Consider the following 23,489-nt stretch of genomic DNA (forward strand, 5'->3'; position numbering starts at 1 on the left):
GCGGCTTAGAAAGGTACTCAAGCGCTATTACCGATATGTGCGGTTAAATTAACAATTCATGCGAAATAAAAAGGAGGCAAATATGCCTCCTTTCGAATTATTTAATTCCGTCTGCGGCCATACGGTCGCGAATATGCTGTGCGCGCTCTTCTGACGCCGGGTGGTCATCAAACATAGAGCTCTGGCGACCGGCTTCCAGTTTGGCCAGTTTTTCGAAGCTGGTGGCTAAACCTGATGGATTAATGCCGCGTTTGCGCAACAGATCGTAGGAGTAGTCATCCGCTTCGGATTCCTGACGCTGCGAGAACTGAGAGTTAACCAGTTTTTCACCCACATCGCCAAGCTGCGACTGTGACAGGCTGCCGACGATACCGCCCGTAGACGCCGCCGCGGCGCGGATGGCGTTAGTGCCTAACGCAACCTGCATGCCTTTCTTCACGTGGCCAAGTGCAACGTGGCCCATTTCATGGCCGATAACCGCTTCAACTTCGTTGTCGGTCATCATATCCATCAGCCCGCTGTAAACGCGGATGCAGCCGTTCGCCATCGCGAAGGCGTTTACATCTTTGGCCATGTACACCTTATAGTTCACCGGCTGGCCGTTAATGTTATCACCCAGCGCGGAGGCTATCTTATTCAGACGCTGCGTGTAGGTACTATTGGCCGGGGCAAGCGTGGCTTTTCCGTCCATATCTTTACAGGCCTGGTCGCTCAGCGCTTTAACCTGTGCGTCGCTCAGGGAGTAGGCCTGAAAGGCTTCTGCGCCTGAGGACATCAGGCCGTTAGAATCCATATTCTGACAGCCGCTCAGCAGGAGCGTTGTACCCAGGGCCAGCACTATTGCACGCATTTTCATGATGTCGCTTCCGTACTCGTTAATCTGAATAAAATCTGAAAAGTGCACCGGCAACGAAGCCGGGGTCGGGCTAAGTATAAGGAATATCTACGGGGTCGGGCGAGCAGATTGCGCAACATGCGAGCATGATCCAGAGATTTCTTAAGCTGCAAAAGAATGCTCCATGTACATGACATGCCGCTTGGGTTACATTGTTGGCACTTTTTTCCGGCGTAGCCCAAAACGCGCTGTCGTCAAGGGCATGGCCTTTAACAGTCCGATCTGGAGTTAAAATGTCCTCACGTAAAGAGCTTGCTAATGCTATTCGTGCGCTGAGCATGGACGCAGTACAGAAAGCCAAATCCGGCCACCCGGGCGCCCCAATGGGTATGGCTGATATCGCCGAAGTCCTGTGGCGCGATTTCCTGAACCACAACCCGCAGAACCCTTCCTGGGCTGACCGCGACCGTTTCGTGCTGTCTAATGGCCACGGCTCAATGCTGATCTATAGCCTGCTGCACCTCACTGGCTACGATCTGCCAATTGAAGAGCTGAAAAACTTCCGCCAGCTGCACTCCAAAACGCCAGGTCACCCGGAAGTGGGTTACACCGCAGGTGTAGAAACCACCACCGGCCCGCTGGGTCAGGGTATTGCTAACGCGGTGGGTATGGCGATTGCCGAGAAAACCCTGGCCGCGCAGTTCAACCGTCCAGGTCATGACATTGTTGACCACTTCACCTACGCATTCATGGGTGACGGCTGCATGATGGAAGGCATTTCTCACGAAGTGTGCTCCCTGGCAGGTACCCTGAAGCTGGGCAAACTGGTTGCGTTCTATGACGACAACGGCATCTCCATCGACGGTCACGTTGAAGGCTGGTTCACTGACGACACCGCGAAGCGTTTCGAAGCTTACGGCTGGCACGTTGTGCGTGGCGTTGACGGTCACGATGCTGACTCGATTAAACGTGCAGTAGAAGAAGCGCGCGCTGTGACGGACAAGCCGTCACTGCTGATGTGCAAAACCATCATTGGTTTCGGTTCTCCGAACAAAGCGGGTACCCACGATTCCCACGGTGCGCCACTGGGCGACGCGGAAATCGCTCTGACGCGCGAAGCGCTGGGCTGGAAATATCCTGCTTTCGAAATCCCATCTGAAATTTACGCGCAGTGGGATGCTAAAGAAGTGGGTCAGGCGAAAGAATCCGCATGGAACGAGAAGTTCGCTGCCTATGCGAAAGCCTTCCCACAGGAAGCGGCTGAATTTACCCGTCGTATGAAGGGTGACATGCCGTCTGACTTCGACGCCAAAGCGAACGAGTTCATTGCTAAACTGCAGGCGAACCCATCCAAAATCGCCAGCCGTAAAGCTTCTCAGAATGCGATTGAAGCGTTCGGTCCGCTGCTGCCAGAATTCCTGGGTGGCTCCGCTGACCTGGCGCCATCTAACCTGACAATCTGGTCTGGTTCTAAAGCAATCAACGAAGACACTGCCGGTAACTACATCCACTACGGTGTGCGTGAATTCGGTATGACCGCGATTGCGAACGGTATCTCCCTGCACGGTGGTTTCCTGCCGTACACCTCTACCTTCCTGATGTTTGTCGAGTACGCGCGTAACGCCGTGCGTATGGCTGCGCTGATGAAACAGCGTCAGGTGATGGTCTACACCCACGATTCCATCGGTCTGGGCGAAGATGGTCCAACTCACCAGCCGGTAGAGCAGGTAGCTTCCCTGCGCGTGACGCCAAACATGAGCACATGGCGTCCATGTGACCAGGTTGAGTCCGCCGTGGCGTGGAAATACGGTGTTGAGCGTCAGGACGGCCCAACCGCACTGATCCTCTCCCGTCAGAACCTGGCACAGCAGGAACGTACTCCAGAGCAGCTGGCGAACATCGCCCGTGGTGGTTACGTGCTGAAAGATTGCGCGGGTCAGCCAGAGCTGATCTTCATCGCGACCGGTTCTGAAGTTGAGCTGGCTGTTGCCGCATGGGAAAAACTGTCTGCCGAAGGCGTTAAAGGGCGCGTGGTTTCCATGCCGTCTACCGATGCGTTCGACAAGCAGGATGCAGCCTACCGTGAATCCGTACTGCCTAAAGCCGTTACCGCGCGCGTGGCAGTAGAAGCCGGTATCGCTGACTACTGGTTCAAATATGTGGGCCTGAACGGCGCAATCGTCGGCATGACCACCTTTGGTGAATCTGCTCCGGCAGAGCTGCTGTTCGAAGAGTTCGGCTTCACCGTTGAAAACGTTGTCGCGAAAGCAAAAGAACTGCTGTAATCGTTTGTAGGGGAGGGGCGCGAGCCCCTGTCCGTGCTCTCACTGAGAAGAGGGCGCAAACACCCTAAACGGTAACCTTTGGGTTACCGTTTTGTTTTTTCACGCTATCCGCTTTATATGTCCACTATTCCTCAAACATGTAACGTTCCTGTGAATTATTCCATCCAAAATGTGACGCAAGTCATATAGCGCGCTTATTGCTCTGGACAGACATTCCTTTTATTCCCTGATTCGCTTATTCTAGCTGAAGCGTTTCAGTCGATTAAATGTTCGACAATTGACCAATCAATCGCAGTTTGTGACAGCAAGGATTCCCCTTCGGGCGTAGCTGGATTACTCTTTCAGCCACCTCAAACTCAGGGATAGCTTTGCAGGAGATCTATGACCGTACGCGTAGCGATTAATGGCTTCGGTCGCATCGGGCGTAACGTGGTTCGTGCTTTATATGAATCCGGGCGTCGGGCGGAAATAACCGTGGTGGCTATCAACGAACTGGCGGATGCTGCGGGCATGGCGCATTTGTTGAAATATGACACCAGCCACGGACGCTTTGCCTGGGATGTTCGCCAGGAAAGAGATCAGCTGTTTGTCGGCGACGATGCCATCCGCGTGCTGCATGAGAGCAGTATTGCCGGGCTACCGTGGCGTGAACTGGGTGTGGATATCGTACTTGACTGTACTGGCGTATACGGTAACCGCGAGCATGGCGAAGCGCATCTGACAGCAGGTGCGAAAAAAGTCCTGTTTTCCCATCCTGGCAGCAACGACCTCGACGCGACCGTCGTATTTGGCGTGAATCAGCATGAGCTGCAAGCCGAACACCGCATTGTTTCCAACGCCTCCTGCACCACCAACTGCATTATTCCGGTCATCAAACTGTTAGACGATGCGTATGGCATTGAATCCGGCACCGTAACCACGATTCATTCAGCGATGCACGATCAGCAGGTGATTGACGCCTATCATCCGGACTTACGACGCACGCGAGCCGCGAGCCAGTCAATCATTCCGGTGGACACAAAACTGGCGGCAGGTATCACCCGTTTTTTCCCGCAGTTTAACGATCGTTTTGAAGCAATTGCCGTACGTGTACCGACGATTAACGTCACCGCAATTGACCTGAGCGTGACGGTGAAAAAACCGGTAAAAGCCTGTGAAGTCAACCTGTTGCTGCAAAAAGCGGCACAGGGGGCATTTCATGGTATAGTTGACTATACGGAATTACCGTTGGTCTCAGTAGATTTTAACCACGACCCGCACAGCGCCATTGTCGATGGCACTCAAACGCGCGTCAGTGGCGCACACCTTATCAAGACGCTGGTCTGGTGTGATAACGAATGGGGCTTTGCTAACCGAATGCTCGACACCACGTTAGCAATGGCCGCTCAAGGTTTCAGGTAAGACGCATCGTGCGTCTGCAAAACTTTAAGAATCAACGAGAGGATTCACCATGTCTGTAATTAAGATGACCGATCTGGATCTGGCTGGTAAACGCGTTTTCATCCGTGCTGATCTGAACGTACCGGTTAAAGATGGCAAAGTGACCAGCGACGCGCGTATCCGTGCATCTCTGCCAACCATCGAACTGGCTCTGAAGCAGGGCGCTAAAGTGATGGTGACCTCCCACCTGGGTCGTCCAACTGAAGGCGAGTACAATGAAGAGTTCTCTCTGCTGCCAGTTGTTAATTACCTGAAAGACAAACTGTCCAACCCGGTTCGCCTGGTAAAAGATTACCTGGACGGCGTAGACATCGCTGCCGGTGAACTGGTTGTTCTGGAAAACGTTCGCTTCAACAAAGGCGAAAAGAAAGACGACGAAGCGCTGTCCAAAAAATACGCTGCACTGTGTGACGTATTCGTGATGGATGCCTTCGGTACTGCTCACCGTGCGCAGGCTTCAACCCACGGTATCGGTAAATTCGCAGACGTCGCGTGTGCCGGTCCTCTGCTGGCTGCTGAGCTGGACGCACTGGGTAAAGCGCTGAAAGAACCTGCTCGTCCAATGGTTGCAATCGTTGGTGGTTCTAAAGTTTCTACCAAACTGACCGTACTGGATTCCCTGTCTAAAATCGCTGACCAGCTGATCGTTGGTGGTGGTATCGCGAACACCTTCGTGGCGGCACAAGGCCATAACGTCGGTAAGTCCCTGTACGAAGCGGATCTGGTTGACGAAGCAAAACGTCTGCTGACCACCTGCGATATCCCGGTTCCAACGGATGTTCGCGTCGCGACTGAGTTCTCTGAAACAGCGGCTGCGACCCTGAAATCTGTTAACGACATCAAAGATGATGAGCAGATTCTGGACCTGGGCGACGTTTCTGCACAGAAACTGGCTGAAATCCTGAAAAACGCAAAAACTATCCTGTGGAATGGTCCTGTTGGCGTGTTCGAATTCCCGAACTTCCGCAAAGGTACTGAAATCGTTGCTAACGCTATCGCAGACAGCGAAGCGTTCTCTATCGCAGGCGGCGGTGATACGCTGGCAGCAATCGACCTGTTCGGTATTTCTGACAAGATCTCCTACATCTCCACTGGTGGCGGCGCATTCCTCGAGTTCGTGGAAGGCAAAGTACTGCCAGCAGTAGCAATGCTCGAAGAGCGCGCTAAGAAGTAAGCCATTCAAGGGCAGGGAAACCTGCCCAATTTTCAGCGCGCTTTAAGAGCTCGCACCTTTTCTAACGGCCGAAGATACAGGACTAAGCAACATGTCTAAAATTTTTGATTTCGTAAAACCTGGCGTGATCACTGGTGATGACGTTCAGAAAGTGTTCCAGGTAGCTAAAGAAAACAACTTCGCTCTGCCAGCAGTTAACTGCGTTGGTACCGACTCCATTAACGCCGTACTGGAAGCTGCTGCAAAAGTTAAAGCACCGGTTATCGTTCAGTTCTCTAACGGTGGCGCAGCATTCATCGCTGGTAAAGGCGTGAAAACTGACGTTCCTCAGGGCGCGGCAATCCTGGGCGCAATCTCTGGTGCGCACCATGTACACCAGATGGCTGAACACTACGGTGTTCCGGTTATCCTGCACACTGACCACTGCGCGAAGAAACTGCTGCCGTGGATCGACGGTCTGCTGGACGCGGGTGAAAAACACTTCGCAGCGACCGGTAAGCCACTGTTCTCTTCTCACATGATCGACCTGTCTGAAGAGTCCCTGCACGAAAACATCGAAATCTGCTCTAAGTACCTGGCGCGCATGGCCAAAATGGACATGACCCTGGAAATCGAACTGGGTTGCACCGGTGGTGAAGAAGACGGCGTGGACAACAGCCATATGGACGCTTCTGCACTGTATACCCAGCCAGAAGACGTTGATTACGCTTACACCGAGCTGAGCAAAATCAGCCCACGCTTCACCATCGCAGCGTCCTTCGGTAACGTACACGGCGTTTACAAACCAGGTAACGTGGTTCTGACCCCAACTATTCTGCGTGATTCTCAGGAATACGTTTCTAAGAAACACAACCTGCCGCACAACAGCCTGAACTTCGTCTTCCACGGCGGTTCCGGTTCTTCTGCTCAGGAAATCAAAGACTCCGTAAGCTACGGCGTAGTGAAAATGAACATCGATACCGACACCCAGTGGGCAACATGGGACGGTATCCTGCAGTACTACAAAACGAACGAAGCTTACCTGCAGGGCCAGCTGGGCAACCCGAAAGGCGAAGACCAGCCGAACAAGAAATACTACGATCCACGTGTATGGCTGCGTGCTGCGCAGACTTCCATGGTGGCGCGTCTGGAGCAGGCTTTCAAAGAACTGAACGCGGTTGACGTTCTGTAATTTAAGCTCCTCGTAGCATCAGAAGGCCCGCGAATGCGGGCCTTTTTTTATGCTTTTTCAATGGTCTGCCCGGCCCGTTTATGTGATCTGTTTGGCAAAACCGGTCCTTTTTGTTTACCCTTTACTGACCTGCCTGTCTCCATGGGGGATGGATTTTGTGTTTTGGGATAACAAAAGGAAGACTAAATGGAACAACTCGATGTTGTAGACAGCATCAATAATGCCGGTAACTGGCTGGTGCGCAACCAGGCGCTGCTGCTGAGCTATGCCGTTAACATCGTCGCGGCGATTGCCATCATCATTGTCGGGATGATCGTGGCGCGTATCGTATCAAACGCCGTAAACCGCGTGATGCTGGCGCGTCACATTGACGCTACTGTGGCTGACTTCCTCTCTGCACTGGTGCGCTACGGTATTATTGCCTTTACGCTGATTGCTGCACTGGGGCGTGTTGGCGTACAGACTGCCTCGGTGATTGCTGTTCTCGGTGCCGCCGGTCTGGCCATTGGTCTGGCACTGCAGGGGTCGCTCTCGAACCTGGCTGCGGGTGTGTTGCTGGTAACCTTCCGTCCGTTCCGCTCTGGCGAGTACGTTGACCTGGGCGGTATTGCCGGCACCGTACTGCAGGTGCAGATTTTCTCAACCACCCTGCGAACTGTTGATGGCCGTATCGTGGTGGTACCGAACGGGAAAATCATCGCGGGCAACATCATTAACTTTTCCCGCGAGCCGGTGCGTCGTAACGAGCTGATTATCAGCGTGGCGTATGATTCTGATATCGATCAGGTGAAATCGCTGATCGCCAATATCATTGCCTCCGACGATCGTATTCTGAAAGATAAAGAGCAGACCGTTCGCCTGAACGAGTTGGGGGCATCGTCCATCAACTTTGTTGTGCGCATCTGGAGCAAAAGCAGCGATCTGCAAAACGTTTACTGGGATGTTCTGGAACGTATCAAACGTGATTTTGATGCCAACGGGATCAGCTTCCCGTATCCACAGATGGACGTGAACCTTAAACGCGAGAAAGAAGCCGAGTAATCCTCTTCCTCAGGAGGCCCGGTGAGCGGCAACGCCACCGGGCCTTTTTATTAGCAATACTAATCACCAATTAATATTATCAATTTCCTCTAATAAGATTCTCGCAGTATAGTCAGCTCCCAGGACAACTTGCTGAGAATTTATTCATGTTATCTTATTATTTTCAAGGTCTTGCATTAGGTGCGGCCATGATCCTTCCCCTTGGCCCGCAGAACGCGTTCGTGATGAACCAGGGCATTCGCCGTCAGTATCATCTTATGATTGCCCTACTGTGCGCGGTGAGCGATTTGCTGCTGATCTGCGCCGGAATCTTTGGCGGCAGTGCGCTGCTGATGCAGTCTCCCTGGCTGCTGGCGCTGGTGACCTGGGGTGGGGTAGCGTTCCTGCTGTGGTATGGGTTTGGGGCGCTGAAAACGGCAATGAGCAGCAATCTCGAACTGGCGAGCGCCGAGGTCATGAAGCAGGGCCGCTGGAAGATTATCGTCACCATGCTGGCGGTCACCTGGCTCAACCCGCACGTTTATCTGGATACCTTTGTGGTGCTGGGCAGCCTGGGTGGGCAGCTCGACGTTGAGCCAAAACGCTGGTTTGCCCTGGGTACCGTCAGCGCCTCATTCCTGTGGTTCTTCGGTCTCGCGATTCTGGCGGCATGGCTGGCCCCGCGTCTGCGTACCGCTAAAGCCCAGCGGATCATCAACACGCTGGTGGGCGTGGTGATGTGGTTTATCGCCTTTCAGCTGGCAAAAGAGGGGATTCATCATGTTCAGGAATTGCTCAACTAAGCGTTGTCTTATGGACAACTGAGCGAGAGCCGCTAAGCTTGCTGGCATGCGCCCTGTTGTTGGGCACTCTTCGCAACATGGAGGAATGACAGTGAAGTTTAAAGTGATGGCCCTGGCGGCATTAGTGAGTTTAGGTGCGGTGTCGGTGCAGGCAAGTGAATTGCCTGATGGCCCGCACATCGTCACTTCAGGCACCGCAAGCGTGGATGCGGTACCCGATGTTGCAACGCTGGCAATTGAAGTGAACGTGGCCGCGAAAGATGCCGCTTCTGCCAAGAAGCAGGCTGACGATCGTGTTGCGCAATATCTCTCTTTCCTGGAGCAGAACGGTGTCGCTAAAAAAGACATCAGCTCTGCCAACCTGCGTACCCAGCCTGATTACGACTACCAGAACGGTAAAAGCATCCTGAAAGGCTACCGTGCCGTGCGCACCGTTGAAGTGACCGTGCGTCAGCTCGATAAACTGAACTCGCTGCTGGATGGCGCGCTGAAAGCGGGTCTGAACGAAATTCGTTCCGTCTCACTGGGCGTTGCGCAACCGGAAAAATACAAAGACCAGGCGCGTAAAGCCGCCATTGATGATGCAATCCATCAGGCGCAACAGCTGGCGTCCGGGTTCAACAGTAAGCTCGGTCCGGTATACAGCGTGCGTTACCACGTCTCAAATTATCAGCCAAGCCCGATGGTGCGGATGATGAAGGCCGACGCGGCACCGGTGTCTGCTCAGGAAACTTATGAGCAGCCGACGATTCAGTTCGACGATCAGGTTGATGTGGTATTCCAGCTGCAGCCGACCCAAAGTCAGCAGACTGAGCCGGCAAAAGCGCAGTAATCTGTCTTCACTTTCCCCCTCTCCCGTCAGGAGAGGGGGATTGTTCCTTAATCCTGTCTCAACACCTTATGCCCATACGCCAGCAGCGCGTCGGTGACGTTGCGCATCATGCGGCTTTCTGGCGCAAAACGGTGCCAGTAGAGCATCCGGCGCTGATACAGCCCCGGCGTTAAGTCAATCAGCTCACCGCTTTTCAACTCTTTCTCTATCTGCAGGTGCGGGATCATACAGCAGGTGGTGCCCTGACGTGCGAGCTGCACAAACGCTTCAGACGAGTTCACGATATGACATGGCACGCTGCCCGGCGGCAGATCGAAGTTTTGCTGCAGGAAGGCCTGATGCATATCGTCGAGATGGTCGAACGCCACCGCAGGGGCTTTCAGCAGCGCGGCGCGGGTGACGCCGTTCGGGAAGTAGCGCTCGGCAAACGCTTTTGAGCCGACAAACAGGTAGTCCAGTGCGCCCAGCTGATCGACAAGACAGCTCGGCAGCGCCTGAGGCTGGATACTGACCGCCCCAACCACTTCACCGCGACGCAGGCGCTCCTGCGTACGGGTTTCATCTTCAACCTGCAGATTCAGGCGAATCGGGGAGTCCGCTAACACCGGCGCAAGGGCCGGCAACAGCCAGGTTGCCAGACTGTCGGCGTTCACCGCCAGCGAGAGCAGCAGCGGCGTTGAGCCGGTCTGTTCGTCGCCCAGCCACTCATCTTCGAGCAGTTCAACCTGGCGCAGCAGGGCGAGGAGCTTTTGTCCTTGCTCCGTTGGACGCGGTGGAACAGTACGTACCAGCAGAGGCTGCCCGAACATGTTCTCCAGCTGCTTGATGCGTTGTGATACGGCGGACTGAGTGATACAAAGCTTTTGCGCTGCGCGCTCAAAACCGCGTTCACGAATAACTGCATCAAGTGCCTGTAGTGTTCTGTAGTCCGGACGTTTCATTGCTCTGGCTGACTCCTTAATTTTGCTTAATCTGCACTATGACACAATTTTCCCTTCGTGGCAGACGAAATCCACCCGACGTGTTCTATAATGCGGCCTACGTTTTCACACCACAGGCTAAACGATCATGACGCAGGATGAACTGAAAAAAGCAGTAGGATGGGCCGCTCTCCAGTATGTGCAACCGGGTACCATTGTCGGTGTTGGTACGGGCTCGACGGCGGCACACTTTATCGATGCGCTGGGCACGATGAAAGGGCAGATCGAGGGCGCAGTTTCCAGCTCCGACGCTTCCACGGAAAAGCTGAAAAGCCTTGGCATCACCGTTTTCGATCTGAATGAAGTTGACCGTCTTGGCATCTACGTTGATGGCGCGGATGAAATCAACGGCCATATGCAGATGATCAAAGGCGGCGGTGCGGCGCTGACGCGTGAAAAAATCATCGCCTCCGTGGCGGATAAATTCATCTGTATCGCCGATGCGTCAAAGCAGGTTGATATCCTGGGTAAATTCCCGCTGCCGGTAGAAGTGATCCCAATGGCGCGTAGCGCTGTGGCGCGTGAACTGGTGAGACTGGGTGGACGCCCGGAATATCGTCAGGGCGTCATCACTGATAACGGCAACGTGATCCTCGACGTTCACGGTCTGGAAATTCTCGACGCCATTGCGCTGGAAAATGCCATTAACGGTATTCCAGGCGTAGTGACTGTAGGGTTATTCGCCAACCGTGGCGCGGATGTCGCGCTGATCGGCACGGCAGATGGCGTGCAAACCATCGTAAAATGATCTGATGGGGGGAGCCCTCCCCCCGCTAAAAAAATTTTGAAAAGCTAAATTCGGTGACTTGTGTCACGCTTTTTACCTCTCGTTTGCCGATCCTGCCGCATTCGCAAATTTCTACAGCATTTTCCTCTGTCATTTTGCTCTGTATGACTTTTCTTCAGAGTGCCGACGCAAACGTTCATATTGCTGCAATAGTTTTTTTTGATATGTTGGCTACAGCGGATTTTAATCCAGCACAACATCAGTTCAGACAAAAACAGGGTCGGGTAAGGTAAATGGCAAAGGTATCACTGGAGAAAGACAAGATTAAATTCCTGCTGGTTGAGGGCGTGCATCAGAAAGCGCTTGATAGCCTTCGTGCAGCAGGTTACACCAACATCGAATTTCACAAAGGCGCGCTGGACACCGAAGAGCTGAAAGCGTCCATCCGTGATGCCCATTTCATTGGCCTGCGATCCCGTACCCAACTGACTGAAGACGTGATTGCCGCGGCGGAAAAGTTGGTTGCCATCGGCTGTTTCTGCATCGGTACCAACCAGGTTGACCTGAATGCCGCCGCAAAACGCGGTGTGCCTGTCTTTAACGCCCCGTTCTCCAACACCCGTTCCGTGGCGGAGTTAGTGATTGGCGAGCTGCTGCTGTTGCTGCGTGGTATTCCGGAAGCTAACGCCAAAGCGCACCGCGGCGTGTGGAACAAACTGGCTGCGGGTTCATACGAAGCCCGTGGTAAAAAACTCGGTATCATCGGCTATGGTCACATCGGTACTCAGCTGGGGATCCTGGCTGAATCCCTGGGGATGCATGTCTATTTTTATGATATCGAAAGCAAACTGCCGTTGGGCAACGCCACTCAGGTTCAACACCTCTCTGACCTGCTGAACATGAGCGACGTGGTCAGCCTGCACGTGCCGGAAAATGCGTCAACGAAAAACATGATGGGTGCTGAGGAACTGGCGCTGATGAAGCCGGGGTCACTGCTGATCAACGCCGCGCGCGGTACGGTTGTCGATATTCCGGCGCTGTGCGATGCGCTGAAGCGTAAGCATCTGGCGGGGGCGGCAATTGACGTCTTCCCGACTGAGCCTGCTACCAACAGCGATCCGTTCACCTCTCCGCTGTGCGAATTCGACAACGTGATCCTGACGCCGCACATCGGCGGCTCGACGCAGGAAGCGCAGGAAAATATCGGTCTGGAAGTCGCGGGCAAGCTGAGCAAATACTCCGACAACGGTTCTACGCTCTCTGCCGTGAACTTCCCGGAAGTGTCTCTGCCGTTGCACGGTGGCCGTCGTCTGCTGCACATCCATGAAAACCGTCCGGGTGTGCTGACTGCGATCAACCAGATCTTTGCCGAGCAGAGCGTCAACATTGCCGCACAGTATCTGCAAACGAACTCTCAGATGGGTTACGTGGTGATTGATATTGAAGCGGACGAAGATGTAGCGGAAAAAGCGCTGCAGAGCATGAAGGCTATTCCGGGTACCATTCGCGCCCGTCTGCTGTACTGATTCTGTTTCTGTGAGCATAAAGCCGGGTCGCTACCCGGCTTTATTTTACCAGCGCCAGGTTTTGCCCGGCGTCACTACCGCAGGCAGCGGAATATCCCACTTCTCTACCGGCAAGGCTTCCACGCCCTGACAGTCATGTGCGTACCCCACAGGCTGTAAATTATACTGCTGCCAGTTTTGCAGCGTCCTGTCATAAAAACCGCCACCCATCCCTAAGCGCTGACCCTGCTCATCAAACGCCACCAGCGGCGTGATCAGTACATCCAGTTCTGAGAGGGGGAGGACGTCGCGGACGTCGAGTTTTGGTTCGGTGATTTTCAGACGATTCACCACCAGTTCGCTGTGCGGATGGTAGTGTAAAAACAGCAGATTTCCCTGGCTAAACGGATGCAGCACCGGCAGGTACACTCTCTTCCCGGCGCGCCACAGCTGTTCGATCAGCGGTTGAGTATCCAGCTCGCCATCAAACGAGAGGAACAGGGCGACGGTACGCGCCATCACAACAGGGGGATAGGCCATCATACGGGCTGCGCCTTGCTGGGCAAACTGTGCTTGCTGTTCGGGAGTTAACGCACGACGGCGTTGACGCATGAGCTGACGGATGTCCTGGCGTGAGGAAGAGACTTCAGGGAGTTGGGTCATGGTAGTCGGTAGAAGAAAAAGAGAGGGAATCTCCGAGATGCCGCCGCAGGCTGTAACCCTTGAACCCTTGGTTCAAGGTGAATGTGTCGTCATAGTTTTAAGGCTTCTCGGACGAACCGAGCATGCTCACCAACCATGGAGCGCCACATTCTTGTGGTATGAAATATCGGCTCAGGGGACTGGCCCGCTTGCGAACATCTCAGAGAAATTTTGTCTTCACAGTTACTCTACCATAGTCAACTGAGAAGTGTTATTCAAACTTTGGTCCCGGTCTTTCGGGATTGCGACCTTGATCAAGCAATGCCTGTTCTATGGTCTGCTGGAGCATTTTAATGCGCTGCTCCATGCTTGCCGCGTAATCGCGGGTCTTCGCTTTTTCCTGAGTCAGTTCATAACTGATGTTCAACGCGGCGATGAAAACCAGCTGCTCAGTATTTGTGACTCTAGTGCGTTCTTTGAGATCTTGCAACCGCTGATTCAAATCGTCCGCAGCCTGATTCAAGGCATCCCTTTGTTCAGGCGGACAATTCACTCGCAGTGAACGGCCAAAAATCTGGAGATCGACGGGTTGTGCAGACATGCCACCTTCCTGCTGATTGACTGCGCTGCCTTCGCTTACTGCCCCGGGGGCTGCGAAGGGGCGACACTATAGCTACCCTGATGTGAAGATACAAGCCCTTTTCTGGTATCACCAGGGTCCAAAGTGGTAGCATATCATGAATATTCCTCCCAACGATGACGAATGCGCATGTCTATACAGAACGAAATGCCTGGTTACAAGGATTTAAACCAGTTACTGAACCAGCAGGGAGTCGGTTTAACCTCTGCGGAAATGCACGGTCTGATCAGTGGCATGCTGTGCGGCGGAAACAGCGACAGCTCATGGCAGCCGCTGATCCACGACCTGACGAACGAAGGGCTGGCGTTTGGTCACGAGCTGGCGGAAGCCGTGCGTAAAATGCACTCCGCGATCAGCGATTCGCTGGAAGACGATGGCTTCCTTTTTCAGCTTTATCTGCCTGAAGGTGATGACGTCAGCGTCTTCGATCGTGCCGATGCGCTCGCAGGTTGGGTCAACCACTACCTGTTGGGGCTGGGCGTCACGCAGCCGAAACTCGATAAAGTGACCGGCGAAGCGGGTGAGGCGATCGACGATCTGCGTAACATTGCGCAGTTGGGCTACGATGAAGACGAAGACCAGGAAGAGCTGGAAATGTCTCTCGAAGAGATCATCGAATACGTTCGCGTTGCTGCTTTGCTGTGCCACGACCACTTTACGCGTTCGCAGCCGACCGCGCCGGAAGTCCGCAAGCCAACCTTACATTAAGAAAAATAACGCACAGGAGGGTGTCATGGTTATCTCAAATCAAGAGTATTCGCGCCGTCGTCAGGCGCTGCTGGCCAATATGCAGCCGGGCAGCGCCGCGCTGATTTTTGCTGCGCCAGAAGTGACGCGCAGCGCCGACAGCGAATACCCCTATCGCCAGAGCAGCGATTTCTGGTACTTCACCGGCTTCAACGAGCCGGAAGCGGTACTGGTGCTGATTAAGAGTAATGACACCCACAACCACAGCGTGATTTTTAACCGCGTACGCGATCTCACTGCCGAAATCTGGTTCGGCCGCCGCTTAGGGCAAGAGGCTGCGCCAGAGAAGCTGGGGGTGGATCGGGCGCTGGCATTCAGTGAAATCAACCAGCAGCTCTATCAACTGCTCAATGGCCTGGATGTGCTTTACCACGCGCAGGGCGAGTATGCGTATGCCGATGAGATTGTCTTTACCGCTCTGGATAAGCTGCGCAAAGGTTCGAGGCAGAATCTGTCCGCGCCAGCCACCCTGACGGACTGGCGTCCGGTGGTGCATGAGATGCGTCTGTTCAAATCCCCGGAAGAGCTGGACGTGATGCGCCGCGCGGGTGAAATCAGTGCGCTGGCACACACCCGTGCCATGGAGAAATGCCGCCCGGGAATGTTTGAATACCAGCTGGAAGGGGAGATTCATCACGAATTTAACCGCCACGGCGCGCGTTATCCTTCATACAACACCATTGTCGGCGGCGGTGAAAACGGCTGCATTCTGCACTACACCGAAAACGAAAGTGCGCTGCGCGACGGGGATCTGGTGTTGATTGACGCCGGATGCGAATTCCAGGGGTATGCGGGCGATATTACCCGTACGTTCCCGGTGAACGGTAAATTCACCCCCGCACAGCGCGCGGTGTATGACATCGTCCTCGAATCGCTCGAGACGGCGCTCAGGCTGTACCGTCCAGGCACGTCCATTCAGGAAGTGACCGGCGAAGTGGTACGCATCATGATCACCGGTCTGGTGAAGCTCGGTATTCTGAAAGGCGACGTGGATACCCTGATTACCGAGAACGCACATCGTCCGTACTTTATGCACGGCCTGAGCCACTGGCTGGGGCTGGATGTGCATGACGTGGGGGCATACGGTGCCGATCGTTCCCGCGTGCTGGAGCCAGGCATGGTATTAACGGTTGAGCCGGGGCTGTATATCGCGCCGGATGCCGACGTGCCGGAAGCATACCGTGGGATTGGCATTCGTATCGAAGACGATATCGTCATTACCGAAACCGGCAACGAAAACCTGACCGCCAGCGTCGTGAAAAATGCTGACGATATCGAGGCGCTGATGGCAGCGGCACGCGTATGAGCGTGATTATCGTTGGCGGCGGGATGACCGGAGCCACGCTGGCACTGGCCATCTCGCATTTTACGCAGGGAAAACTGCCGGTGCATCTGGTGGAGGCCGTTGCGCCAGAGGCCTCTGATCACCCCGGTTTTGATGCCCGCGCCATTGCACTGGCGCAGGGTACCTGTCAGCAACTCTCACGCATTGGCATCTGGCAGGCGATAGCCGACTGTGCGACGGCGATTAACACCGTTCACGTCAGCGATCGCGGTCATGCCGGTTTCGTTACCCTGGATGCGCATGATTACCGTATAGATGCGCTGGGCCGGGTTGTGGAGCTGCACGACGTCGGGTTACGCCTGTTCCGCCTGCTTAAGGATGCGCCAGGCGTGACCCTGCATTGCCCGGCGCGTGTGGCCAGCTTTAGCCGCAGTGACGCGTCGGTCAACGTGGTGCTGGATAACGGTACCGTCCTTGAAGGCCAGCTTCTGGTAGCGGCAAACGGTTCGCGCTCTTCGCTCGGCACGCAGTGCGGCGTGGAGTGGGGACAACAGCCCTACGGGCAGGTGGCCATCATTGCTAACGTTTCGACAGCGGGCGCTCACAACGGCCGCGCTTTTGAGCGTTTCACGCAGCATGGCCCGCTGGCGATGCTGCCCATGTCCCACGATCGCAGTTCGCTGGTATGGTGCCATCCGCAGGACAACGCGGCTGAGATACAGACCTGGTCTGACGAACGTTTTTGTACCGAGCTGCAAAAAGCCTTTGGCTGGCGGCTGGGACGTATTACCCACGCGGGAAAGCGGAGCGTATACCCGTTGTCGCTGACCACCGCCTCGCAGTCTATCTCCCATCGCATGGCGCTGGTCGGCAATGCCGCGCAGACATTGCATCCCATCGCCGGGCAGGGGTTTAACCTCGGGCTTCGCGACGTGATGAGCCTGGCAGAAACGCTTTCGCAGGCGTGGAGCGAGCAAAAAGACTGTGGTGCCTGGTCGGTGCTCAGCCATTACCAGAAGCGACGCCGGGCAGATAAAGAGGCGACGATTGGTGTGACGGATGGTCTGGTGCACCTGTTTGCCAATCGCTGGGCACCCCTGGTTGCAGGCCGCAATCTTGGGCTGATGGCGATGGAATTATTCATTCCGGCACGTGACGTGCTGGCGCAGCGGACTCTTGGTTGGGTCGCGCGTTAAGGAGTTATCACCGTGCAAAATGTTGATGTCGCCATCGTTGGCGGCGGAATGGTAGGACTGGCGCTGGCCTGTGGTTTACAGGGCAGCGGCCTGCGTGTTGCGGTACTGGAGCAAAACGTGCCTCAGCCTGTCGCGCAGGACGCGCCGCCGGAACTGCGCGTCTCGGCAATCAATGCGGCCAGTGAAAAGTTGCTGACGCACCTTGGCGTCTGGTCAGAGATCGTGGCGCAGCGTGCCAGCTGTTATCACGGCATGGAAGTGTGGGACAAAGACAGCTTTGGTCATATCGCGTTTGATGATGAAAGCATGGGCTACAGCCATCTGGGACACATCATCGAAAATGCCGTTATTCACCATGCTCTGTGGCAAAAAGCGCAGTCCTGCAGCGATTTCACGCTGCTGGCACCGGCGCAAATCCAGCAGGTCGCCTGGGGAGAAAACGACGCCTTTATCACCCTGCAAAGCGGTGACATGCTGACCGCGCGACTGGTTGTGGGCGCTGACGGTGCCAACTCCTGGCTGCGTAACAAGGCGGATATTCCGCTGACGTTCTGGGACTATCGCCATCATGCTCTGGTGGCAACGATTCGCACTGAAGAGCCGCACGGTGGGGTGGCGCGCCAAATCTTCCACAATGACGGCATTCTGGCATTCCTGCCGTTGAGCGATCCACATCTGTGTTCGATTGTCTGGTCTCTGGTTCCTGATAAAGCGCAACAGATGCAGGAGGCGACTCCCGAGGCATTCAACCAGGCGCTGTGCGTCGCGTTTGATAACCGTCTTGGGCTATGCACCCTTGAGAGCGAGCGGCTGGTGTTCCCGTTAACCGGACGCTATGCGCGTCAGTTTGCGGCGCACCGTCTGGCGCTGGTGGGTGACGCGGCGCATACGATCCATCCGCTGGCCGGGCAGGGCGTGAACCTTGGCTTTATGGACGCGGCAGAGCTGGTTGAAGAGTTGCGTCGCCTGCATCGCGAAGGCAAAGATATCGGCCAGCATCTCTATCTGCGTCGCTACGAACGCAGCCGTAAGCACAGTGCAGCGGTGATGCTGGCAGGCATGCAGGGTTTCCGTGAGCTGTTTGCCGGCGCGAATCCAGCGAAAAAACTGCTGCGCGACCTCGGCCTTAAACTTGCCGATACCCTTCCGGGCGTAAAACCTCAACTCCTTCGCCAGGCGATGGGTCTTAACGACCTGCCGGACTGGCTGCGCTAATATAGACCCCCGTCACACTTTGTTTTCCCGGCCTCTGCGCCGGGGAAATTCGCTCGTTTGAAATAATCTAATTTCACCGCATTTTTCGCATTAGAAAATCTAATCTTACTATTTTTTTGTTACGGAAATTCCGCCCGTTTTTCCGCATGAAATATCACCATCTGCTAAATCCTGTTAGAGCAATGTTAATTTTATGCGGGTTTAATCGCAGTTTGCCAGTGAATAACTCTGTAAGCTTTTTCGTGTTTTTAGGTCATAAGCTAATGTGATGACCCGTTTTACCTTATGGTTAATCGCCGGTTTCGGTGGTAAGTTCAGGTAAAAGAGAACGTTTGCGTCGGGGTCCAGAAAGCGATCGCGGCGCCGGGTTTCGTGGCACTGTTCAGGTGTGCGAAACGCAAGACAGCCCTGCTTATTCAACGAGGAAAAGATGGCTCAACAGACTCCTTTGTACGAACAACACGTGTTATGCGGCGCACGCATGGTGGACTTCCATGGCTGGATGATGCCGCTGCACTACGGCTCGCAGATTGATGAGCACCACGCGGTGCGCACCGATGCCGGTATGTTCGACGTGTCACACATGACAATTGTCGACCTGCATGGCAGCCGCACCCGGGAGTTTTTACGTTATCTGCTGGCAAACGACGTCGCCAAACTGAAGACGCCAGGCAAAGCGCTCTATACCGGCATGCTAAATGCCTCCGGCGGCGTAATTGATGACCTCATCGTCTATTACTTCTCTGAAGATTTCTTCCGCCTCGTTGTAAACTCCGCCACCCGCGAAAAAGACCTCTCCTGGATTACCCAACACGCTGAACCTTACGCCATCGACATCACCGTCCGCGATGATCTGTCGCTGATCGCCGTACAGGGGCCGAACGCGCAGTCTAAAGCCGCCTCTCTGTTCAGCGATGAGCAGCGTAAAGCCACCGACGGCATGAAGCCGTTCTTCGGCGTACAGGCGGGCGATCTGTTTATCGCGACCACCGGCTACACCGGTGAAGCGGGCTATGAAATTGCCATGCCGAATGAGAAAGCCGCCGATTTCTGGCGTGCGCTGGTGGAAGCTGGCGTTAAGCCGGCAGGTCTGGGCGCGCGCGATACGCTGCGTCTGGAAGCCGGTATGAACCTCTACGGGCAAGAGATGGATGAAGGCGTGTCACCGCTGGCGGCCAACATGGGCTGGACCATCGCCTGGGAACCGGCTGACCGTGAGTTTATTGGCCGTGAAGCGCTGGAAATGCAGCGTGAAAAGGGCACTGAACAGCTGGTTGGCCTGGTGATGACCGAGAAAGGCGTGCTGCGCGGCGAGCTGCCGGTGCGTTTTACAGATGCTGACGGTAACCCGCGTGAAGGCGTGATCACCAGCGGTACCTTCTCCCCGACGCTGGGCTACAGTATTGCACTGGCGCGTGTTCCGGCGGGCATTGGCGAAACGGCAGTGGTGCAAATCCGCAACCGTGAAATGCCGGTCAACGTGACCAAACCGATTTTTGTTCGCGCCGGTAAGCCGGTCGCCTAATCATTTTTATCAGGAGAACTTCAATGAGCAATGTGCCAGCAGAACTGAAATACAGCAAAGAACACGAGTGGCTGCGCAAAGAGGCGGACGGCACTTACACCGTAGGGATCACCGAGCATGCGCAGGAGCTGCTGGGCGACATGGTGTTTGTTGACCTGCCTGAAGTCGGCGCATCCGTGGAAGCAGGCGATGACTGCGCCGTGGCCGAGTCCGTTAAAGCGGCTTCTGATATCTACGCCCCGGTAAGCGGTGAAATTGTTGCCGTGAACGACGCCCTGAGCGACTCCCCGGAGCTGGTGAACAGCGAGCCTTATGAAGGCGGCTGGATCTTCAAGATCAAAGCCAGCAACGAATCGCAGGTCGCCGCGCTGCTGGATGCCACCGCGTACGAAGCGCTGTTAGAAAACGAGTAAGCCTTAACCCTCTCCCCTTTGGGGGGAGGGTAGGGTGAGGGGAACAGACGACACCCTCACCCCAGCCCTCTCCCTCCGGGAGAGGGAGAAAACACATTCACTGCACGTTTCAGGAACCATCGCTCATGACACAGACTTTAAGCCAGCTTGAAAACCGTGGCGCCTTCATTGAACGTCACATTGGGCCGGATGCTCAGCAACAGCAGGAGATGCTGAAGACAGTTGGCGCGGATTCATTAAATGCACTGATCGGCCAGATTGTGCCAAAAGACATCCAGCTTGCCACGCCGCCTCAGGTGGGTGAAGCCACCACTGAATTCGCCGCTCTGGCGGAGCTGAAGGCGATTGCCGGCCTGAACAAGCGCTATAAGTCTTACATTGGCATGGGCTACACCAACGTGCAGTTACCCCCGGTTATTCTGCGTAATATGCTGGAAAACCCGGGCTGGTACACCGCCTACACCCCGTATCAGCCAGAAGTTTCTCAGGGCCGTCTGGAAGCGCTGCTGAACTTCCAGCAGGTTACGCTGGATTTGACCGGCCTGGATATCGCGTCCGCTTCACTGCTGGATGAAGCCACCGCCGCCGCCGAAGCAATGGCAATGGCGAAGCGCGTGAGCAAACTGAAAAATGCCAACCGCTTCTTCGTGGCAGCGGACGTGCATCCGCAAACGCTTGATGTGGTTCGTACTCGTGCCGAAACCTTTGGTTTTGACGTGATTGTCGACGACGCCGACAAAGTCCTCGATCATCAGGATGTGTTTGGCGTGCTGCTGCAACAGGTCGGCACCACCGGCGACGTTCACGACTACAGCGCACTGATTGCTGAGCTGAAGGCCCGCAAAGTGGTTGTCAGCGTCGCGGCTGATTTTATGGCGCTGGTCCTGCTGACGGCTCCAGGTAAACAGGGCGCGGATATTGTTTTCGGTTCTGCACAACGCTTTGGTGTCCCGATGGGCTACGGCGGCCCACATGCGGCGTTCTTTGCCGCAAAAGATGAATTCAAACGCTCCATGCCTGGCCGTATCATCGGCGTTTCGAAAGATGCCGCCGGTAACACCGCGCTGCGCATGGCAATGCAGACTCGCGAGCAGCATATTCGTCGTGAGAAAGCGAACTCCAACATCTGTACCTCGCAGGTCCTGCTGGCCAATATCGCCAGCCTGTACGCTGTCTTCCACGGTCCGGTTGGCCTGAAACGCATTGCCAGCCGTATTCACCGTCTGGCGGATATTCTGGCCTGTGGTCTGCAGCAGAAAGGCCTGAAACTGCGCCACGCCCATTACTTTGACACGCTGTGTGTTGAAGTGGCTGACAAAGCCGCGGTGCTGGCTCGTGCTGACGCGGCAGAGATCAACCTGCGTAGCGACATCCATAACGCGGTAGGCATTACCCTGGATGAAAGCACTACCCGCGAAGATATCGTTAACCTGTTTAACGTCTTGCTGGGCGATGCACACGGCCTGGATATTGATACGCTTGATAAAGATGTCGCGCTCGACAGCCGCTCTATCCAGGAAAGCATGCTGCGTGATGATGCGATCCTGACTCACCCGGTGTTCAATCTCTACCACAGCGAAACCGAGATGATGCGCTATATGCACTCTCTGGAGCGCAAAGACCTGGCGCTGAACCAGGCGATGATCCCGCTGGGCTCCTGCACCATGAAGCTGAACGCTGCGGCAGAGATGATCCCAATCACCTGGCCTGAATTTTCCGAGCTGCACCCGTTCTGCCCACCAGAGCAGGCCGAAGGTTACCATCTGATGATCAACCAGCTCTCCGACTGGCTGGTGAAGCTGACCGGTTACGATGCACTCTGCATGCAGCCAAACTCCGGGGCGCAGGGGGAATACGCGGGCCTGCTGGCAATTCGTCACTATCACGAAAGCCGCAATGAAGGGCATCGCGATATTTGCCTAATCCCAAGTTCTGCGCATGGCACCAACCCGGCGTCTGCCCAGATGGCGGGTATGGAAGTGGTGGTGGTGGCCTGCGACAAGAACGGCAACATTGACCTGGCCGATCTGCGTGCGAAAGCCGAGCTGGCGGGCGAAAAACTCTCCTGCATCATGGTGACCTACCCGTCCACCCACGGTGTGTACGAAGAGACCATCCGTGAAGTGTGTGAAGTGGTCCATCAGTTCGGCGGTCAGGTTTATCTCGACGGTGCGAACATGAACGCACAGGTTGGCATTACCTCTCCGGGCTTTATCGGCGCGGATGTGTCGCACCTGAACCTGCATAAAACCTTCTGTATTCCACACGGCGGTGGTGGTCCGGGTATGGGCCCAATCGGTGTGAAAGCACACCTGGCGCCGTTTGTCCCAGGCCACAGCGTAGTGCAGATTGAAGGCATGTTGACCCGTCAGGGCGCGGTCTCTGCGGCACCATTCGGTAGCGCCTCAATCCTGCCCATCAGCTGGATGTATATCCGCATGATGGGCGCGGAAGGGCTGAAGCAGGCAAGCCAGGTGGCTATCCTCAATGCTAACTACATCGCAACGCGTCTGAAAGAAGCGTATCCGGTGCTCTACACGGGCCGTGATGGTCGCGTGGCGCACGAGTGCATCCTCGATATCCGTCCTTTGAAAGAAGAGACAGGTATCAGCGAGCTGGATATTGCTAAGCGTCTGATTGACTACGGATTCCATGCGCCAACCATGTCGTTCCCGGTGGCGGGTACGCTGATGGTTGAACCCACCGAGTCTGAAAGCAAAGTTGAGCTGGACCGCTTTATTGACGCGATGCTGGCTATCCGCGCTGAAATCGACCGCGTGAAAGCCGGCGAGTGGACGCTGGCCGATAACCCGCTGGTTAACGCACCGCACACCCAGAATGAGCTGGTCTCCGGGTGGGAGCACGGTTATACCCGTGAGCAGGCGGTGTTCCCGGCTGGCATAGCAAACAAATACTGGCCGACCGTGAAACGTCTCGATGACGTCTACGGTGACCGTAATCTGTTCTGCTCGTGTGTGCCAATGAGCGAATACCAGTAATCGTTCCGCGGTTATAACGTGTTACAGGCCGGGTCAGCGTTAACGCTACCCGGCT

At 55.2% G+C, this 23,489-nt stretch carries 20 protein-coding genes and 1 other RNA gene; 16 read left to right on the forward strand and 5 right to left on the reverse strand.

Annotation, left to right across the window (positions count from 1 at the left end):
• Positions 1 to 97: 97 nt before the first annotated feature.
• On the reverse strand, positions 98 to 856 hold the full coding sequence (locus QLG09_RS12270; protein WP_020883714.1) for a M48 family metallopeptidase: 759 nt from the start codon (positions 854 to 856) through the stop codon (positions 98 to 100).
• A gap of 272 nt (positions 857 to 1,128) precedes the next feature.
• On the opposite strand from QLG09_RS12270, the gene tkt reads away from it, so the two are divergent.
• The 7 genes from tkt (at position 1,129) to QLG09_RS12305 (ending at position 9,560) form a co-directional block, all read left to right on the forward strand.
• Entirely contained in the window at positions 1,129 to 3,120 is a 1,992-nt protein-coding gene (gene tkt, locus QLG09_RS12275; RefSeq protein WP_282488940.1) for a transketolase, read from the forward strand.
• A 381-nt stretch (positions 3,121 to 3,501) separates the two neighbouring features.
• Positions 3,502 to 4,521, forward strand: a complete 1,020-nt coding sequence (gene epd / locus QLG09_RS12280; protein ID WP_014171537.1) for an erythrose-4-phosphate dehydrogenase — start codon at positions 3,502 to 3,504, stop codon at positions 4,519 to 4,521.
• Between the two features lie 49 nt (positions 4,522 to 4,570).
• Entirely contained in the window at positions 4,571 to 5,734 is a 1,164-nt protein-coding gene (gene pgk, locus QLG09_RS12285; RefSeq protein WP_020883716.1) for a phosphoglycerate kinase, read from the forward strand.
• 91 nt (positions 5,735 to 5,825) lie between these two features.
• Positions 5,826 to 6,905, forward strand: coding sequence for a class II fructose-bisphosphate aldolase (gene fbaA / locus QLG09_RS12290; RefSeq protein WP_014171535.1), 1,080 nt, complete (start codon positions 5,826 to 5,828; stop codon positions 6,903 to 6,905).
• Between the two features lie 186 nt (positions 6,906 to 7,091).
• The gene (gene mscS, locus QLG09_RS12295) at positions 7,092 to 7,946 is read left to right on the forward strand and encodes a small-conductance mechanosensitive channel MscS (protein ID WP_014171534.1); all 855 of its coding nucleotides are present in this window, start codon (positions 7,092 to 7,094) and stop codon (positions 7,944 to 7,946) included.
• Between the two features lie 146 nt (positions 7,947 to 8,092).
• Positions 8,093 to 8,728: an arginine exporter ArgO gene (gene argO / locus QLG09_RS12300; RefSeq protein ID WP_014171533.1), complete on the forward strand. Its 636-nt coding sequence runs from the start codon at positions 8,093 to 8,095 to the stop codon at positions 8,726 to 8,728.
• Positions 8,729 to 8,819: 91 nt separating this feature from the next.
• Positions 8,820 to 9,560 carry an oxidative stress defense protein gene (locus QLG09_RS12305; protein WP_025203272.1) on the forward strand — a complete coding sequence of 247 codons (741 nt, stop codon included), beginning with the start codon at positions 8,820 to 8,822 and terminating at the stop codon, positions 9,558 to 9,560.
• Between the two features lie 47 nt (positions 9,561 to 9,607).
• Here the strand turns inward: QLG09_RS12305 and argP are convergent, their stop codons facing one another.
• Positions 9,608 to 10,501, reverse strand: coding sequence for a DNA-binding transcriptional regulator ArgP (gene argP / locus QLG09_RS12310; protein WP_008499727.1), 894 nt, complete (start codon positions 10,499 to 10,501; stop codon positions 9,608 to 9,610).
• Between the two features lie 127 nt (positions 10,502 to 10,628).
• Here argP and rpiA point away from each other — a divergent pair, with 127 nt between their 5' ends.
• Together rpiA and serA are read left to right on the forward strand one after the other, a co-directional pair.
• On the forward strand, positions 10,629 to 11,288 hold the full coding sequence (gene rpiA / locus QLG09_RS12315; protein WP_014171530.1) for a ribose-5-phosphate isomerase RpiA: 660 nt from the start codon (positions 10,629 to 10,631) through the stop codon (positions 11,286 to 11,288).
• A gap of 272 nt (positions 11,289 to 11,560) precedes the next feature.
• Positions 11,561 to 12,793, forward strand: a complete 1,233-nt coding sequence (gene serA / locus QLG09_RS12320; protein ID WP_014171529.1) for a phosphoglycerate dehydrogenase — start codon at positions 11,561 to 11,563, stop codon at positions 12,791 to 12,793.
• Between the two features lie 45 nt (positions 12,794 to 12,838).
• Here serA and QLG09_RS12325 read toward each other — a convergent pair whose 3' ends face one another.
• From QLG09_RS12325 to zapA, 3 genes are all read right to left on the reverse strand, one after another.
• Positions 12,839 to 13,435, reverse strand: coding sequence for a 5-formyltetrahydrofolate cyclo-ligase (locus QLG09_RS12325; protein ID WP_153852836.1), 597 nt, complete (start codon positions 13,433 to 13,435; stop codon positions 12,839 to 12,841).
• A gap of 25 nt (positions 13,436 to 13,460) precedes the next feature.
• Positions 13,461 to 13,644: non-coding RNA, 6S RNA (gene ssrS, locus QLG09_RS12330), on the reverse strand.
• A gap of 41 nt (positions 13,645 to 13,685) precedes the next feature.
• Positions 13,686 to 14,015: a cell division protein ZapA gene (gene zapA, locus QLG09_RS12335; protein ID WP_006811891.1), complete on the reverse strand. Its 330-nt coding sequence runs from the start codon at positions 14,013 to 14,015 to the stop codon at positions 13,686 to 13,688.
• 168 nt (positions 14,016 to 14,183) lie between these two features.
• On the opposite strand from zapA, the gene QLG09_RS12340 reads away from it, so the two are divergent.
• The 7 genes from QLG09_RS12340 to gcvP all read left to right on the forward strand — a co-directional run bounded on the left by QLG09_RS12340 (position 14,184) and on the right by gcvP (position 23,434).
• Positions 14,184 to 14,762, forward strand: coding sequence for a YecA family protein (locus tag QLG09_RS12340; protein WP_025203274.1), 579 nt, complete (start codon positions 14,184 to 14,186; stop codon positions 14,760 to 14,762).
• Between the two features lie 31 nt (positions 14,763 to 14,793).
• The gene (pepP, locus tag QLG09_RS12345) at positions 14,794 to 16,107 is read left to right on the forward strand and encodes a Xaa-Pro aminopeptidase (RefSeq protein WP_025203275.1); all 1,314 of its coding nucleotides are present in this window, start codon (positions 14,794 to 14,796) and stop codon (positions 16,105 to 16,107) included.
• Positions 16,104 to 17,282, forward strand: a complete 1,179-nt coding sequence (gene ubiH / locus QLG09_RS12350) for a 2-octaprenyl-6-methoxyphenyl hydroxylase (RefSeq protein ID WP_282488943.1) — start codon at positions 16,104 to 16,106, stop codon at positions 17,280 to 17,282. The genes pepP and ubiH overlap by 4 nt, the downstream gene beginning before the upstream one ends.
• A gap of 12 nt (positions 17,283 to 17,294) precedes the next feature.
• A complete protein-coding gene (ubiI, locus tag QLG09_RS12355) occupies positions 17,295 to 18,497 on the forward strand; it encodes an FAD-dependent 2-octaprenylphenol hydroxylase (RefSeq protein ID WP_282488945.1) in 1,203 nt (400 codons plus the stop codon).
• Positions 18,498 to 18,927: 430 nt separating this feature from the next.
• Positions 18,928 to 20,022 carry a glycine cleavage system aminomethyltransferase GcvT gene (gene gcvT, locus QLG09_RS12360; protein WP_020883724.1) on the forward strand — a complete coding sequence of 365 codons (1,095 nt, stop codon included), beginning with the start codon at positions 18,928 to 18,930 and terminating at the stop codon, positions 20,020 to 20,022.
• A 23-nt stretch (positions 20,023 to 20,045) separates the two neighbouring features.
• The gene (gene gcvH, locus QLG09_RS12365; RefSeq protein ID WP_134179559.1) at positions 20,046 to 20,435 is read left to right on the forward strand and encodes a glycine cleavage system protein GcvH; all 390 of its coding nucleotides are present in this window, start codon (positions 20,046 to 20,048) and stop codon (positions 20,433 to 20,435) included.
• A 125-nt stretch (positions 20,436 to 20,560) separates the two neighbouring features.
• Entirely contained in the window at positions 20,561 to 23,434 is a 2,874-nt protein-coding gene (gene gcvP, locus QLG09_RS12370) for an aminomethyl-transferring glycine dehydrogenase (RefSeq protein ID WP_282488946.1), read from the forward strand.
• Positions 23,435 to 23,489 lie beyond the last annotated feature (55 nt).

The sequence above is a fragment of the Enterobacter sp. V89_11 genome (assembly GCF_029967775.1).
Lineage (GTDB): Bacteria > Pseudomonadota > Gammaproteobacteria > Enterobacterales > Enterobacteriaceae > Enterobacter > Enterobacter ludwigii.

Coding starts and splice junctions, on each gene's coding strand:
- QLG09_RS12270 (WP_020883714.1), bottom strand. CDS start 856: ATGAAAATGCGTGCAATAGTGCTGGCCCTGGGTACAACGCTCCTGCTG.
- tkt (WP_282488940.1), top strand. CDS start 1,129: ATGTCCTCACGTAAAGAGCTTGCTAATGCTATTCGTGCGCTGAGCATG.
- epd (WP_014171537.1), top strand. CDS start 3,502: ATGACCGTACGCGTAGCGATTAATGGCTTCGGTCGCATCGGGCGTAAC.
- pgk (WP_020883716.1), top strand. CDS start 4,571: ATGTCTGTAATTAAGATGACCGATCTGGATCTGGCTGGTAAACGCGTT.
- fbaA (WP_014171535.1), top strand. CDS start 5,826: ATGTCTAAAATTTTTGATTTCGTAAAACCTGGCGTGATCACTGGTGAT.
- mscS (WP_014171534.1), top strand. CDS start 7,092: ATGGAACAACTCGATGTTGTAGACAGCATCAATAATGCCGGTAACTGG.
- argO (WP_014171533.1), top strand. CDS start 8,093: ATGTTATCTTATTATTTTCAAGGTCTTGCATTAGGTGCGGCCATGATC.
- argP (WP_008499727.1), bottom strand. CDS start 10,501: ATGAAACGTCCGGACTACAGAACACTACAGGCACTTGATGCAGTTATT.
- rpiA (WP_014171530.1), top strand. CDS start 10,629: ATGACGCAGGATGAACTGAAAAAAGCAGTAGGATGGGCCGCTCTCCAG.
- serA (WP_014171529.1), top strand. CDS start 11,561: ATGGCAAAGGTATCACTGGAGAAAGACAAGATTAAATTCCTGCTGGTT.
- QLG09_RS12325 (WP_153852836.1), bottom strand. CDS start 13,435: ATGACCCAACTCCCTGAAGTCTCTTCCTCACGCCAGGACATCCGTCAG.
- zapA (WP_006811891.1), bottom strand. CDS start 14,015: ATGTCTGCACAACCCGTCGATCTCCAGATTTTTGGCCGTTCACTGCGA.
- QLG09_RS12340 (WP_025203274.1), top strand. CDS start 14,184: ATGTCTATACAGAACGAAATGCCTGGTTACAAGGATTTAAACCAGTTA.
- ubiH (WP_282488943.1), top strand. CDS start 16,104: ATGAGCGTGATTATCGTTGGCGGCGGGATGACCGGAGCCACGCTGGCA.
- gcvT (WP_020883724.1), top strand. CDS start 18,928: ATGGCTCAACAGACTCCTTTGTACGAACAACACGTGTTATGCGGCGCA.
- gcvH (WP_134179559.1), top strand. CDS start 20,046: ATGAGCAATGTGCCAGCAGAACTGAAATACAGCAAAGAACACGAGTGG.
- gcvP (WP_282488946.1), top strand. CDS start 20,561: ATGACACAGACTTTAAGCCAGCTTGAAAACCGTGGCGCCTTCATTGAA.